Origin of the sequence: Nocardia sp. CS682, from assembly GCF_004634405.1 — a bacterium.
In the GTDB taxonomy this organism is placed as follows: domain Bacteria; phylum Actinomycetota; class Actinomycetes; order Mycobacteriales; family Mycobacteriaceae; genus Nocardia; species Nocardia ninae.
Genome location: NZ_CP029710.1, coordinates 8,076,839 through 8,091,521 on the forward strand (window position 1 = coordinate 8,076,839; position 14,683 = coordinate 8,091,521).

13 protein-coding genes are annotated in these 14,683 nt (G+C 66.2%); 7 read left to right on the forward strand and 6 right to left on the reverse strand.

All coding sequences use genetic code 11. The features are described 5' to 3' along the window. The first annotated feature begins 272 nt into the window (after nucleotides 1-272). Together DMB37_RS36600 and DMB37_RS36605 are read left to right on the forward strand one after the other, a co-directional pair. Complete coding sequence (locus DMB37_RS36600) at nucleotides 273-1,124, forward strand: SDR family oxidoreductase (RefSeq protein ID WP_135236608.1); 852 nt, start codon at nucleotides 273-275, stop codon at nucleotides 1,122-1,124. Nucleotides 1,125-1,149: 25 nt separating this feature from the next. Continuing rightward, on the forward strand, nucleotides 1,150-2,100 hold the full coding sequence (locus DMB37_RS36605; protein WP_135236609.1) for an enoyl-CoA hydratase/isomerase family protein: 951 nt from the start codon (nucleotides 1,150-1,152) through the stop codon (nucleotides 2,098-2,100). A gap of 65 nt (nucleotides 2,101-2,165) precedes the next feature. Here the strand turns inward: DMB37_RS36605 and DMB37_RS36610 are convergent, their stop codons facing one another. Next, on the reverse strand, nucleotides 2,166-2,660 hold the full coding sequence (locus DMB37_RS36610) for a PAS domain-containing protein (RefSeq protein WP_135236610.1): 495 nt from the start codon (nucleotides 2,658-2,660) through the stop codon (nucleotides 2,166-2,168). A gap of 212 nt (nucleotides 2,661-2,872) precedes the next feature. Between DMB37_RS36610 and DMB37_RS36615 the strand changes: the two genes are divergently transcribed. Then, on the forward strand, nucleotides 2,873-3,118 hold the full coding sequence (locus tag DMB37_RS36615; protein WP_135236611.1) for a hypothetical protein: 246 nt from the start codon (nucleotides 2,873-2,875) through the stop codon (nucleotides 3,116-3,118). Between the two features lie 22 nt (nucleotides 3,119-3,140). Here the strand turns inward: DMB37_RS36615 and DMB37_RS36620 are convergent, their stop codons facing one another. Beyond that, nucleotides 3,141-4,433, reverse strand: coding sequence for a serine/threonine-protein kinase (locus DMB37_RS36620; protein ID WP_135236612.1), 1,293 nt, complete (start codon nucleotides 4,431-4,433; stop codon nucleotides 3,141-3,143). A 72-nt stretch (nucleotides 4,434-4,505) separates the two neighbouring features. Here DMB37_RS36620 and DMB37_RS36625 point away from each other — a divergent pair, with 72 nt between their 5' ends. Continuing rightward, a complete protein-coding gene (locus tag DMB37_RS36625) occupies nucleotides 4,506-5,621 on the forward strand; it encodes a BTAD domain-containing putative transcriptional regulator (RefSeq protein ID WP_135236613.1) in 1,116 nt (371 codons plus the stop codon). A 68-nt stretch (nucleotides 5,622-5,689) separates the two neighbouring features. Here the strand turns inward: DMB37_RS36625 and DMB37_RS36630 are convergent, their stop codons facing one another. Then, nucleotides 5,690-6,046: a hypothetical protein gene (locus tag DMB37_RS36630; protein ID WP_135236614.1), complete on the reverse strand. Its 357-nt coding sequence runs from the start codon at nucleotides 6,044-6,046 to the stop codon at nucleotides 5,690-5,692. Next, the gene (locus DMB37_RS36635) at nucleotides 6,043-6,939 is read right to left on the reverse strand and encodes a GNAT family N-acetyltransferase (protein WP_167769044.1); all 897 of its coding nucleotides are present in this window, start codon (nucleotides 6,937-6,939) and stop codon (nucleotides 6,043-6,045) included. Before DMB37_RS36635 ends, DMB37_RS36630 begins: the two co-directional genes overlap by 4 nt. Nucleotides 6,940-7,358: 419 nt before the next feature. Between DMB37_RS36635 and DMB37_RS36640 the strand changes: the two genes are divergently transcribed. Further along, nucleotides 7,359-8,555: an FAD-dependent monooxygenase gene (locus DMB37_RS36640; RefSeq protein ID WP_206055102.1), complete on the forward strand. Its 1,197-nt coding sequence runs from the start codon at nucleotides 7,359-7,361 to the stop codon at nucleotides 8,553-8,555. 137 nt (nucleotides 8,556-8,692) lie between these two features. On the opposite strand, the gene DMB37_RS36645 is transcribed toward DMB37_RS36640, so the two are convergent. Further along, on the reverse strand, nucleotides 8,693-8,977 hold the full coding sequence (locus DMB37_RS36645) for a hypothetical protein (protein WP_135236616.1): 285 nt from the start codon (nucleotides 8,975-8,977) through the stop codon (nucleotides 8,693-8,695). 188 nt (nucleotides 8,978-9,165) lie between these two features. Beyond that, a complete protein-coding gene (locus DMB37_RS36650) occupies nucleotides 9,166-11,019 on the reverse strand; it encodes a GAF domain-containing protein (RefSeq protein ID WP_167769046.1) in 1,854 nt (617 codons plus the stop codon). Between the two features lie 514 nt (nucleotides 11,020-11,533). Here DMB37_RS36650 and DMB37_RS36655 point away from each other — a divergent pair. Together DMB37_RS36655 and DMB37_RS36660 are read left to right on the forward strand one after the other, a co-directional pair. Beyond that, nucleotides 11,534-12,493 (forward strand): triacylglycerol lipase, encoded by a 960-nt coding sequence (locus DMB37_RS36655; protein WP_135236618.1) that lies wholly within the window; start codon nucleotides 11,534-11,536, stop codon nucleotides 12,491-12,493. A 98-nt stretch (nucleotides 12,494-12,591) separates the two neighbouring features. Continuing rightward, entirely contained in the window at nucleotides 12,592-14,610 is a 2,019-nt protein-coding gene (locus DMB37_RS36660; protein WP_135236619.1) for an acetoacetate--CoA ligase, read from the forward strand. The last annotated feature ends 73 nt before the right edge of the window (nucleotides 14,611-14,683 follow it).

The following is a 14,683-nucleotide window of genomic DNA, read 5'->3' on the forward strand; positions in this document are numbered from 1 at the left end:
GGACTTGCACTGACTGCAGAACGTCGCGCTGCCGATCACGGTAGCACGACGAAACCACCCCTCACCGGCAATCAAACTCATCCGTGCGAAAGATGGCGGCCGAAACGCATACATCGATGCCGTAGTCATCTCTTCGGCACGTGCACCGGACCGATGCTGGTGCATCCAGTTGTGCACGGAGACAGTCTTGTTCCTAGTACGGACCTATCCCTACTTTAGGGAGCGATCGTTCCCTATTGTGGTATCGGTGGGACCGAGCGAAGGGCTGCAACATGGCTGATAGGCGGCTGAACGGCAAGGTGGCGGTGGTGACCGGAGCCGCCTCGGGGATCGGGGCGGCGACGGCTGTCGAATTCGCCCGCCGCGGTGCCATAGTGGCGCTGGCCGACATCGATGAGCTGGGAATGAAGGAGACGGCGGATCGAGTGGCCGGGGTCGGTGCCGAGGTCAGTACGCATCTGGTCGATGTGGGGGACGAGGATTCGATCTATGCCTTCGCCGACGGCGTCGAAAGGCGCTGGGGTAGAGCGGATATCGTGCTGAACAACGCCGGAGTCGCAGTGCTCGGGGATGGCGTCACGATCAGCGACGAGAGTCTGCGCTGGATCGTGGACATCAACTTCTGGGGTGGCGTGCACGGCACGCGGGCGTTCTACCCGATTCTCGAGCGATCCGGCGGCGGCACCATCGCCAATGTGTCGAGCGTGTTCGGGTTGCTCGGAATGCCGTGCCAATCTGCTTACAGTGCAACGAAGTTCGCGGTGCGCGGATTCACCGAATCGGTGCGGATGGAACTGCGGCTCGCGGGATCGTCCGTGCGAGTCATGGCGGTGCATCCGGGCGGTATCCGGACGAATATCGCGCGGTCGACCAGGATCGAGGGCACCGGTGTCGCTCGAGCCGGCTCTGCCGCAGCCAATGTCGAGATGTTCGACCGGATAGCACGCACGACGCCGGAGCAGGCGGCAGTGGCGATCGTGGATGGAATCCGGCGCGGTAAGGCGAAAGTCCGCATCGGCGCCGACGCGGTCGCGATGGATGTCGTCCAGCGACTGTTCCCGGTCGGCTACCAGCGGGTGATGCCTGCGGTGATCAGGCTCGGACTCCGTCGCGCTCGACAGTGAAAAGACCTTCGGCAGAAGAGGAATCATGATCCGTACCGAACGTGACGGTGCCGTCCTGACCGTGTGGCTGGACAACCCGCCCTACAACTTCCTCACCAGTGAAATCATGGCCGCTCTCGTGGATCTGCTCGCCTCGCTCGCACGCGATGACGCCGTCCGCGCAGTTGTGCTGACCAGCGCGGTCGAGGATGTGTTCGTCAGTCACTACGACGTCGCCGAAATCCTCGCCGGCGCAGCGGCATCGCCGGTGGCCCTGACCCGGCGCGCCGCCGCCGCGGCGCTGCACACCAGCCGCGCCGCCGATCGCGTTCCCGGCGGACAAGCGGCACTGGCTCGCGCGGGCGCGGGTGGCGTCGCCGACCTGCGTCGCTACCACGAGGTGTGCCGCCGAATGCGCGACTCCGACAAGGTATTCGTCGCCGCGCTCAATGGTCGCACGCTCGGTGGCGGCTGTGAGCTGGCGCTGTCGTGCGACATCCGGCTGATGGCCGAGGGTCCCTACGAGATCGGTCAACCGGAAATCCTCGTCGGGATCATCCCCGGCGGCGGTGGCACGCAGATGCTCACGCGGGTGCTCGGTGCTGCCCGCGCGCTGGAATTGTGTCTGGAAGGTGCCCCGATTACGCCGGCCCGGGCCCGCGACATCGGCCTCGTGCACCGATTGGTCGCGCCGGCCGACTTGCTGGACGAGGCGCGCAGCACCGCCGCACGGCTGGCCCGCAGGTCACCGGTCGCGGTCGGGGCGCTCAAGCGTGCTATCTATGCAGGCGGCTCCGAATCCTTGGAAAAGGGCTTGCACATCGAACGAACCGGATTTCTCGAGACGAGCTCGACCGCTGGCGCGCAGCGCGCGATGGCGAAGTATCTCGAAGAGATCCGCGAGGTCGAAACCAGCGGCCGCGACCTGGCGGCGTTCATCGCTGAGCGTTTGCCCCGGTGGATCGAGGGCGGGGTGGTCGACTTCTGCGGCGAGTGACCGCGCCTCTCCCCGCCAGGTGAATCCCGGCGGGGACAGGCGCTGCGTGGCTGGTGCAGTCGTGCTTAGCCTGCGTCGGCCGACTCCAGCAGCCCTGGCACGGTTTTGGTGGTGTTGTGGCGGAAGATGTTGACCGCGCCCACTACCTCGTCGGACTCGTCGCGGATCGGGAAGACGTTGACCAGCGCGAGCAGCCGGAAACCATTGGGCTGCTCGCAGATGACATCGGCGTCGCGCACGGTGCCACCGTTGTTGATGACCACCGACGGCGGGGCCGCTTCGTGCGGCATCACCTCGCCGGAGGGGTAACGCAGCCGGAACGCACCGCAGTACTTCTCGCTCTTACCGAGTTCGGGAGTGCGCCCCCACGCTCCGATAGCGGTCTTGTTACAGGCGATCAGCGTGCCGTCCTTCTCCAGCACATACATCCCGACCTCGATGTCGTCCATCGCGGCCTGATCGCCGAGCAGGCCACCGGGCACCAGGTGCCCGTTCTCGAGCTTGCCGTGAAAGGTGAGATCGTTCAGTTCGCCGGCGGTAATCTTTTGACTGATACTCATTTCGCTTCCCATCACTCGGAATAGAGCGTCATAGCTGCGTTCGATGAAGAAATCTGGGCGCGTCGCTCAGCCGAGTAGAGGTGACTTCCGCCCCCTTTCACCACCCGTTAGTGTACCGAAATTGCCGTCCGTGCAGTCGGTTTCGCGGGCAGAAAAATGGCCGGAGCTGTAAGTTCGTATGTTGAACGCGCTGCCGTCACCGGGAGGTTCGGATGTCGTTTGTCATCGCAGGCGTGGTGCTCATCGCCGCTGCCGCACTGGTGGATTTCTCTCCGGTCGCCGCTGGGATCTGTTTCCTCGTCGCAGTCGCGCTGGTCGTAGTCGGTGTCATCGGCGTCATCCGCCGCCGTAACCAGGGCGATCAGCCCAACGCGGGTGGCCGTGCCATCGGCAGGCGCAGTGGCGGAACCAGTGCCTCCGCATCGGAATTTCATGCCGGGGGCGGCAGCAGCGAGTGAATCACCTGCCGCGCAGCGCAGGTCAGCACTGCGCGACCGAGCGGCATACCGGTAACGGTTCGAAGGCGGCCAAGAAGGGCAGGAGTCCGCCGAATGTGTCGCGGGCGAAAGCCCCATGTTCGCGGTCGGCGTCGTAGCGGTGCCCAACATTGACCGCGCCCGCGAACGACGACTTCACGGTAGGACCGCTTACGTAAGTGGTGCCGTCCTTTTGTTTCTTGGCAGGTTCGCTCCGGCTCTGGATCGCGAAGGGTCCTTCCCGGTGTTCCCGTTCGTTGGTGCGCGGGTAGTAGAAGTAGAAGGTTGCCTCGTTCTTGACGGCATCTACCGCGGTGCACAGTCCTTTCGGGCCGCGATCGGACTTCAGGTAGGGCATGGGGCATTGCAGTGGGAACGGTGGGCCGGGTATCTCCACCAGGGCCGGTGCGGGCCACGGATCGCCGTCGATGAGATCGGGTCGCATGGTGTCCCAAGCTACGAAGACTGCCGCCACGGTCACGGTCGTGCCGAAGGCGACGGATGCGAGGCGGCGGCGACGGTTCGTCGACAGCGCGGCGGTCGCGGCGGCAGCCAGGTCGCCGCAGGTCTGGTAGCGATCGGCGGGGTCAGCAGCGCAAGCCTTGGCGATCACGGCCACCAGGCGGGGCGGGAGCGACTGTGCGACACCGGCTCCCGGGAGCCGGCCGGTGAGTAGTTCGTGCAGCGTGACACCGAGGGCATAGACGTCTGTACGCGAGTCCGTGGCATCGCCCGCCCACTGTTCTGGTGCGGCGTAGGCCCGGGTGAGCATGGGCGGCCCGACGGTCTCGGTGGCATCCGCGTCGGTGGTGCGGGCGATGCCGAAGTCTCCGATCAGGATTCGGTCTTCCGTGCCGAGAAAGATGTTGGCGGGCTTGATATCTCGGTGCACGATGCCGCGCCGGTGGGCGTGGTCGAGGCCCTCGGCGATCTCGGTCACGATGTGCATCGCGCGACGTGGGTCCAGTCCGCGCCGATGCCGGCGGAGCAGGCGCGCGAGGTCACCACCGGGGACGTAATGCATGGAGATCCACAGCAGCCCGCTTTCCATACCGCGGTCGTGAATGCCGACGATATTCGGGTGATCCAGCTGCGCAACCAATTCGGCTTCGCGCTCGAACCTGGCCCGGAAACGCGGATCGGAACCGAGCTCGGGATCCAGCACCTTCAACGCTACCGACCGGGGTAGGCGTGGGTGGTGCGCCAGGTACACCGTGCCCATGCCGCCGGAGCCGAGACGTTCGACGATCAGGTGGTCGGCGAAAACCGTGCCCCGTAGCAAGGACGGGGCGGCCATCTTGCACCTCCTGCACGAGAACGCATTCCAGAATACTCGCTGCGTTCCGGCGCGACCGCCTATCCTGGGCAGATGCCCGACGAGACTGTGCCGTCGGTGGAAGTGCGCTTGCTCGGACCCGTACAGCTACTGGTCAACGGCTCGGCACTGAATATCGGCGGCACCAAGCCTCGGGCGGTGCTGGGGATGCTCGCCGTCAACCGGCGCCGGGTGGTGTCGTCTCATGCGCTGGCCAATGGTATTTGGGACGGCCGTCCGCCGCGTCGCTTCGCCCCGACACTGCATGTGTTCGTCGCCGATATCCGCAAGGCCCTGCGGACGGCGGGGGCCGACCCCGCCGCCATCCTTCGGACGATCACGCCCGGCTATCAGCTCGAACTTTCCGACAACTGTTGCGATGCAGCGCGTTTCGAATCGAAGCGGGCCGCAGCCACAGCGGCGGCCGCGGCGGGCGATCACGCCGGTGCGCTCGCGCATTTCGATACGGCACTGGCGCAGTGGAGCGGCGACCCGCTCGCCGATCTGCGCGGACTCGGCTTCGCGGACAACTTCGCGGCCGAGCTGGCCGACCGCCGCCTGAATACGGTGCTGAGCCGCGTCGACGCCGAAATCGCCCTGGGGCGTGCGGCCGAGACGGTCGGTGCGATGACCACCCTGGCAGCCGACCATCCGGTCAACGAGGCCGTGTGGCGCAGGCTGGTCACCGCGCTGTACCTGGCCGGGCGGCAAGCCGAGGCGCTCGACGCGTGCCGGCGGCTACGGACGAATCTCGCGGAACTGGAAGGGCTCGATCCCGATCCGGTCACCCTGGCCCTCGAGCAGCAGGTCCGCCGTCAGGAGCCGCTGCGGCCGATCGAGTTACCGCGCGGCAAAACCACCACGGCGGCAACGCAATCCGAACCGCGTGCAGTGCTGCGCTTGTCGGATGGACGGACTGTCGAGATCGTCAACGGGATCCGGATCGGCAGGCAACCGGACAACGACCTTGTCCTCGACGACGTGCGCGTCAGCAGGCAGCACGCGCGGCTCGTCGTTCGTGAGGCCGGAATGCTGCTCGTCGACCTCGGGTCGGCGAACGGAACCTATGTCAACGGAACACAAATCGTGACCGGCACCCTGGTCGCCGACGGCGATACGATCCGAATCGGTTCGACGGCAATGCGAATCGAGAGCCTCGCCGATCAGTAGCCGATCGATGGGTTCCTGGCTGCGGGTCGGGCGAATCCCGTTGCACGCAATGGGATTCGCCCACTGGCTCAGCCGCACTTGTAGGTGCCGTGATAGGCGTCTTGGATACCCCAGGTGACACGGTCGTGCCCGCCCGCGGGAGTGTGCCGGCAATCGAGGTTGGGTCCTTCCTTGTCGACGAACCAATTGACGCCGTAGCCGCAGTTGTTCGTGACGTCGAGCTTGTTCTGGCGCCAATCGGTCGAGTGCCGGACATCGACGCACGCGGGCAGCGGCGTGCGAGCCTCGGCAACCTCGAACTTCGCCGCGGCCAACGGTTCCGGTGCCGGGGACGCGGCATACGCGGTGGACGGCGCGATCGCCGCGGCGGCGACACCGAGGCTCGATACGCCGACGAGCATCCTGCGGCGAGCAGTTGACTTCATGACAGTTTCCTTTCCTTGCCATCCGAGGTCGATTCCTCGAACGTTTGCTCTGCGTAGATCGCGCAGAGGTATTGGTCCCAGTAGCGCCCGGCGTAGTAGACGTGGTCGCGCAGCCGGCCCTCGACCTGGAAGTAGCGGCCTTCGCCACTGCTCAGCTGCGGCCAGTTGAAGCCGGGGACCTCCAGATACAGTTTGCGAAATGGGAAGGTACGGAACAGGTATCGGACGAACAGAGTGATCGTCTCGGCAGCCAGTCCGGTTCCGGCGTACGCCGGCTCGAACACGGCGCCGAGGTAGGCGTGACCGCCGTGGCGGTCGGCGCCGTAGGCGACGACGTGCCCGGCGGGTTGGTTGTCGTCGATGCGGCGCACGACGTACTGCGTGACCACCTGCGCCCACAGCTCTTCGACGAAACGTTCGGGCGCAGGCGGTGCCCCGCGGTATCGCCAGCGGAAGCAGTTCTCCGGGCGAACCGCGAGCGCGTAGAGGTATTCGGTGTCGGCCGGCTGGAGGGCGTCGAGCCGAAACACCGAGCTGTGCAGGACTGGAGCGAGCGGATCGGGTTGCGACGGTGGCAGGTCCGGCACCGAGCCGGGGCCTGACGGTGCCGCGTTGCCGGCCCGGATGGTGAGTTGAACACGTTTGCCCGCAACGGTTTCCGCGAGCGCCAGGGCATCGCCGACGGTGCCGCGACGCTCGTGATCAGTTTGCACGCGCACGCCGTGCGAGTCCAGCCACGCTGACAGGGTCATCATGTCGAGGCTGTCCATACCGAGGTCTTCGACGAACCGGGCGGAATCGGTAAGGGTCGCGGGATCATGTTGCAGCAAGTCCGCGAGCTCGGCGCGCAGCTCTTCTCGGCTCGCCGCCGTGGGCGGGCTGATGCTCGGCATTCTCTCGAAATCCCGGTCAGTACTTAACATTTCCCACCTTTTCGGTCGATTCCGAATTGATGAGGCAACCGTAAAACTCGATGCTTAGTGGAATCTTCGGAGACGATTAGCGGGTGCTCGGGACGGTTTCATGTTCCGAAGGGTGCGTCCTGCAGTCGTGCCCGAAGGTGTCGGCTGGGACGCGAAAGGGAGGCGTCGGCGCTCGCCGGACACAACCGCAGAGTTCGGGGAGCTCGCAGGAGCGTGGCACGATTTCGCCGGTACCGATGAATTTCGTGTGTGCACGTAGTCGGTATGGCTGGATACACCGACCACGGTGGGCCCGCGCTGGGGTGGTTCCAGTGCAGGAGGAACACATGGAGGCAGTGATGAGCGTCGAGAACCCTGCGCAGGAGCAAACAGTCCGGACGGTTGAGCAGGTGAGCGGTCCCAAGGTGCTGGTGGCGGGGGCGAGCATCGCGGGACCAGCGCTGGCGCACTGGCTGCACCGGTGGGGCGCCGAGGTGACCGTGGTGGAGCGGGCTCCCGCATTGCGCCCGGGTGGGCAGGCGGTAGATGCGCGTGGGGTGGCCAAGGAGGTCATCCGGCGCATGGGGCTCGACGGTGCCGTGCGCGCGGCCTGCACCGACACCGCCGGCGCATACACCGTGGACGTGGACGGGAACGTGCTGGAGACCCACCGTGCCGACGACCACGGCGGTGACGGATACATCGCGGAGATCGAGATTCTGCGCGGCGACCTGTCCCAGGTGCTCTACGACGACACCCGCGACACTGTCGAGTACATCTTCGGCGACCGCATCGCCGAACTCACCCAGGATGCGGGCGGGGTCGACGTGGTTTTCGCCGGCGGCGACCGGCGGCATTTCGACCTGGTGGTCGGGGCGGACGGACTGCACTCGGCGCTACGAGCAATGGTCTTCGGACCGCACGAGCGGTTCATCCGCCACCTCGGGCACGTGCTGGCTTTCTACAGCGTGCCTAACGAGTTCCAGCTGGACCGCTGGCTGATCGACTACCAGGAATCCGGGCGCTCCGCCGGTCTGCGGCCCGTCCCGGACGCCACCAAGGCGATGGCCATGTTCTCTTTCCCCGCGGGCGACTTCGACGTCGACTACCGCGACGTCGAGGCCCAAAAGCGCCTGCTGCGTGCGCGAATGGCCGGCTTCGGCTGGTTGACCCCGGACATCCTCGCGCACCTGGCCGACACCCCGGACTTCTACCTCGACCAGGTCGCCCAGGTGGTGATGGACCGCTGGTCGAACGGACGGGCGGGGCTGCTCGGGGACGCGGCATTCAGCGCATCACCGATGTCCGGGGCAGGCACCGGACTGGCCCTGGTCGGCGCCTACCTCCTGGCCGGCGAGCTGGCCGCCGCCGGATGGGACCCGGAAGCCGGATTCGCCGCCTACGAGAAGCAGATGCGCTCGTTCGTCGAGGCCAACCAGGAGATCGGCCGATTGAGCGCGCGCAGCCGCGAGGTCCCCGGCCCGGACGCCGAGCCGAGCGTCGATTTCACCAGCGAATGGTTCGCCGAACTGGTCGAGCGTGCGATCAACGGGGTCGAGCTGCCCGACTATGCAGCGCTGCTGGACTCCGCAGCCCAGCAGCGATAACCCGACCTCCACCCTGGATTCCGCAGAGGAAGATCGGGTCATCTCACCGTTTGGTCGGATGTCTGGTCCGGGGGAGCGTCAGCTGTGCCAGCACTCCACCCGAGCGTTCGCGACCGGTTTGCGGTCCTAGGTGGGTGTCAGTTGTGGGCGCACAGCCATTCGGTGCCGTAGTGAGCAGCGTTGCCACCCTCGAGGTGCACCCAGTGACCGTCGCCTTCGCAGGGGGCGCCTTCGGTGGGCGCGGGCCCGGGCGGCGGGGTGGCGATGACGCCGGGCAGGCCCCGGAACACGCCGTCGGGCAGCGGGATCGAGATACCCGGGACCGGCTGCCACACATCGGCGTTGGCGGTGGCGGTCATCAACAGTGGCGCCGCGAGGGCGGTGCTCACCGCTGCGGTCAGTATCGCTGCACGCTGCTTCATACGGTCCTCCTGTGGAGACGGCTCGGAACTGATCTGGACAACTCGCCTATCGTTAGCTAAACAGTAACTGTTAGGTATTGTTGATCAGGATCACACCCGCGCGTTTACCGACGTGGGGCGGCCCGAAGTGCTGGCAGTTACTCGCCAGACAATTCGCCCGATAGGTGCCTCCGCGCCGGTGGATTCCGCTAGGCGCTTTGCGCTTTCAACAATCGCAACGACACCTGGATTTCGAGCAGTTGCTCGGGTTCCCGCCAGTCGTCGCCGAGTAGTTGTGCCAGGCGGGTCAATCGCTGGGTCACGGTGTTGACGTGCAAATGCAGCAGCTGCGCGGCTTTGGTGCTGTTCTGGCCGGTGGCGCAGAAGACGTCGAGCGTCTGCAACAGCTCGGCCCCGCGTTCCCGGTCGTAATCCAGAACCGGGCCGAGCACCGAGCGAATGTATCCGGAGATGTTGGGCTCGCCACTGAACAACGTGCCTACGAATCCGAGGTCGGCGGCGACGCCTACCGCGCCGACCCGATCCAGTGCGATCAGTGCGCGAGTACAGCGTGCGGCTTCCTCGTAGCTCGCGGCGATGGTGGTCGGACCTTCGGCTATCGCCGCGCCTGCCGTGACCGGTGCCCGCGTGATGCGGGTCAACTCCCGCGCCGCGTCGCGGGCGATGGTTCGGGCATCTGTGCCGGGCAACAGCAGGATCACCGAACGGTGCCGCACCGTAGCCAAACAGCGCAGGCGTCGAGCCAGCGCGGCGATCGCGGCGAAAACTGGCTCCCTCGGCTCGGTTTCGAGCTCGGCGACCACCACGACATGGCAGCTGTCCAGATCGACCTCGAGCAGGGCCGCTCGACGACGCAGCAGATCGTGGTCGTGGGTCTGCGCGGAGAGCAGATCCGCGAGCAATTCGCCGCGGACCCGTGCCTCGGCTTCGGCCATGCGCCGGCGGGTGACGAGAACCAGCGCGGCCACCAGGGCGGCGCGTTCGAGGATGCGCCGATCGGTGTCGTCGACGGCGGCCGAGCCGAGCAGAACCAAGGTGCCCAGGAATTCGGATTCGGTGATCAGCGGGACCGCGCAGAGCCGACCCTCGACGACGCTGTGCCCCTTGGCATGTGCGCGCTGGGCCAGCGCCTCGACCTGCTCGGTCGAGGTCGGCGGATCGGTATCGGGGGACAGGAGCACCACCTCCCCGGTCACCGCTGCCGCGGTCGCCTCGATGACCGCGGCCACGTCGACGCCCTCGATGACGAGCTTGGTCAGCCTTTCGTGCACCTCGGCGGTGCGTTCCAGCTCGGCGAGGTGAGTTTGGATCGTGGCGTTGGCGACCCGCAGGTCCGCCACGGCGGCCTGGGTGGCGGTGAGCAGCCGCGAGTTCTCGATCGCCACCGCGGCGTGCGCGGCCAGCATCACCAGGGCGCCGATATCGCGGCTGCTGAACGGCCGCTGACTGCGGTGCGCGGCGAGCAGCACGCCGATGATGTCCTGTTTGAGTTTGACCGGAACCCCCAGCAGCGACTCGATCCGCTCGGCCTCGACCGTCGCGTCGATTTCCGGGGTGCGCTCGAGGGTGTCGTCGTCGAAATAGGAAGAGACACTGTAAGGTTCGCCGGTCCGGGCGACTTTGCCGCCGACTCCGGCGCCGCGGGGCAGCCGCAACTCGTTCAGCAGACCGGAGATGTTTCCGGAGGCGGCCTTGATGTAGCAGTCGCCGCGGGTGCGGTCGCTGAGGCTGATGTAGGCCAGATCGCAACCCAGCAGCCGGCGCGCCCGATCGGCGATCGCCTGCAGGATCGAATCGGGATCGCGCATGGCAGCCAGATCGTTGGCCGTGTCGTTGAGCAGCTGCAGCTCGGCCTCGTTGCGCCGATGGTTGAGGAGCTTTTCCCGCAGTCGCATCGCGACGGTGCGTTCGTGTTCGAGTTCGATCATCCGCTCGACCGGCGCACCCGCCTGCCTGGCCCGTTCCAACGCCGCGTCGTATGCGCTGATATCGGCGTCTTCGAGCAGCAGATCGAGAATCGAACTGCCCTGGATGACCGTCATTGCTCCTCCGAGGGTTACTGCACGGACTGGGTCCGGAGGTCTTGATCGAACCCTAGATGTCATCGGGTGGCCGGGAGTGCCGATTCACCGGATTTCGCATGCGGGTCTGTGGCGCTTACGCGGGTCGAGGTGCACGCTCCGCCGGATAAGTGATGACAGCGCACACTATCGCCGCCTATAGGGGCCCTCAATGTGCAACGCACACACGGAAAGGCGAGCGGATATGTTGCCGGCGCGGGCGATCGCGAATTTGCCGGACAACGGGGTGAGACGGACTCGCGGCGATGTGAACTGCACATCGGCGTGGTCGGGAATGTGTCGCCGGTACCCATCGTCAGCGGTGGCGGGCGTTCCTATGGTCTAAACCACCTCGGGTGTTCCGCATCACAACCCCGTCGAATCCCGGGGCGACGAGCACACATTTCCCGGGTGCCGTGTTTCGGCGGGGCAGGAGGCAACGATGCTTTTCCATTCACGAAAACAGCGTCCGGCTGATTCCGAAACCACTGGTTGGGTGCGTCGCGGGTTGGCGGCACTGTCGATCGCGGCGGTGGTCGGCGCGGGCGGGGCTTTGGCGGCCACACTGCCCACGGTCCATGCCGCAGCGCCCAATCATGATCCGGTCATCATGATTCCGGGGATGACCGGAGACGTCGGAAACATGGATCCGATGAAGCAGAATCTGCAGTCCAACGGCTGGCCGGCCGACCGGCTGTTCACCTGGACCGACAGCAGCAAGATGACCCAGGATCTCGCGGTGGCGGCCAAAGAACTGGGCGCGAAGGTGAACCAAGTCCGGCAGCAGACCGGCGCGAAGAAAGTGGTGCTGGCGACCTGGTCCGCCTCCACCCTCGCCGCGCGCTATTACATCAAGAATCTCGGCGGCGGTGACACCGTCTCGCAGTACATTTCGTTCGCCGGACCGCATCACGGCACGACGTTCAATTTCTGCAAGCAGTATGTCTCCTGCCAGCAGTTCGCCGAACCGAATACGCCGTTCTTGACCGCGCTCAACTCCGGCACCGAGGTTCCGCACAATGACAAGGTCGCCTATCTGACACTGCGGTCATCGGGTGATTGGAATGTGGCGCCGACCGATTCGGCGAAACTCGAGGGCGCCGACAATCGGCTGCTGACCACCCCGACGCATTTCAACATCATCTCCGATGCCCAGGCGTTGAAGATCATGCGCGACTTCATCATCGCGCACGAGGATGACAATCCGCCGACCTCCACCACGCCGCCCTCGTCGACGACCACCCCGCCGACCTCGACCACTACCCCGCCGGTCCAGCCCTGCTTCGCGGACTCGAACTACAAGCACGTGCAGGCCGGGCGGGCGCACGACAACGGTGGCGGGCGGGCCCTGGCCAACGGTTCCAACCAGGACATGGGACTCAATGTCGTCTCCGGCACGACGAAGTTGCGCAAGACCGGCGACAACTACTACGTGATCGACCCCGCCTGTTCCTGAACCGGCCGATTCCCGAGATAGCCGTAGGCGATGGCTTCCGGTGCCCGAACGCACCGGAAGCCATCGCCGCTCGGCAGCGACGCATCAATAGGAGTGCAATGAACACCGGGGACAAGTCTGCCCACGAGGTGCTGTGGAATCCGCCACCGGATGCCCGGGCGCGCACCCGCATGGGGGATTTCATGCAATGGGTTGCCCGCGATCGCGAGACCGAATTCGCCGACTACGCCGAATTGTGGCGCTGGTCGGTCGATGACCTGCCCGGATTCTGGTCCGCGATCTGGAATTACTTCGACGTGCCTGCCTACTCTCAGCCGACCGAGATCCTCGCCGATGCGGACCGGATGCCCGATACCCGTTGGTTCCCCGGTGCCACTCTGAACTATGCGCAGGCGATGCTGCGCATGCCCGGCCTGGCCGACGGCGATACCGCGGTGTTGGCGCACTCCCAGACCCGACGAGTCGTGCACTACACCGCCGCGCAGCTGCGCGAACAAGTGGCGCGTGCTCGGCAGGGCTTGTTCCGGCTCGGCGTGCGGCGCGGTGATCGGGTCGCGGCCTATCTGCCGAACATCCCGGAGACGCTGGTGTTGCTGCTCGCCGCGGCGAGCCTCGGGGCGACTTTCGCCTCTTGCCCACCGGAATTCGGCGTCAGGTCGGTACTCGACCGCCTCGGCCAAATTGATCCGAAAGTCCTCGTGGTCGTCGACGGCTATCGATACGGCCGGAAGTCGATCGACCGCTCGGCGGAGATCCGCGAAATCCGCACCGCGCTGCCGGGGCTGGGCCGGCTCGTCGTGCTGCCTTACCTGGATCCGGGCGCCGCACCGGGGCCAGGGGCGATCAGCTGGGATCAGCTCGTCGCGCACTCCGGTGAGTTGACCTTCGAACCGGTCCCGTTCGGGCATCCGCTGTATGTGCTCTACAGCTCGGGCACCACCGGACTACCCAAGCCGATTGTGCACGGGCACGGTGGAATCCTGTTGGAGCACATGAAATCTCTTGCCCTGCATCATGATTTGGGGCCAGGCGACCGGTTCTTCTGGTTCACCACCACCGGATGGATGATGTGGAACTATCTGGTGTCCGGGCTTGGCGTCGGCAGCGCGGTAGTCATGTTTGACGGTGATCCCGCCTACCCTGATCCGGCTCGGTTGTGGCAGCTCGCATCGATGAGCCATACCACCTATCTCGGCACCAGCGCGCCATTTCTGCTGGCGTGCCGCAAGGCCGGCGTCGCACCGCGCGCTGTCGCTGATCTGTCCGCATTGCGCGGTCTCGGATCGACCGGAGCGCCGCTACCGGCCGAGGGCTACCGCTGGGTTTACCAGCACGTCGCCCCGGACATCTACTTCGCCTCGATCTCCGGCGGGACGGATCTGTGCACCGCCTTCATCGGCGGCGCGCCGGTACTGCCGGTCCGGGCGGGGGTCATGGCGTGCCGGGCGCTGGGCGCCGCCGTGCAGTCGATCGACGAGGAAGGCTGGCAGACCATCGGCCGGGAGGGCGAACTCGTGATCGGTAAACCGATGCCCTCGATGCCGGTCGGGTTCTGGGGCGACGCGGACCGGGCTCGCTACCGTAGCGCTTACTTCGCGGCGATCCCTGGTTTTTGGCGGCATGGAGACTGGATAACCATCGCCGAGGACGGCAGCTGCGTGATCGGCGGACGATCCGACGCCACCCTCAACCGGGGCGGCGTCCGGCTGGGCACCGCCGAGTTCTACAGCGCCGTCGAGTCGCTGCCCGAGATCCGCGACAGCCTCGTCATCCACCTGTCCGACAACGACTCCGGCGCCGATGAGCTGCTCTTGTTCGTGGTGCTGGACGCGGGCTGTGTCCTCGACGCGCGCCTGCGGGAGCGGCTCGCGGCTCGGCTCCGCGACGAGCTGTCGCCGCGGCACGTGCCCGACGAAATCCATTGCGTCCGTGCGGTTCCGCGCACGCTGTCGGGAAAGAAGCTCGAGGTGCCGGTGAAACGGATCCTGCGCGGGGAGCTGCCCGAAACAGTCGCCGCCCCAGGCGTTCTTGCCGATCCCGAGGCACTGACGCCCTTCGTCGAGTTGCGCGCGAGCCGGACCGGCGCGCCGGCGATCGCCGCGGCCATCGACGGTTGATACCTGCCGCCCCTCATCGAATCCGTCAGGAGCCGAACCGCTGTGCGCGGTCGCACCCAGCAATGCCGAAAGT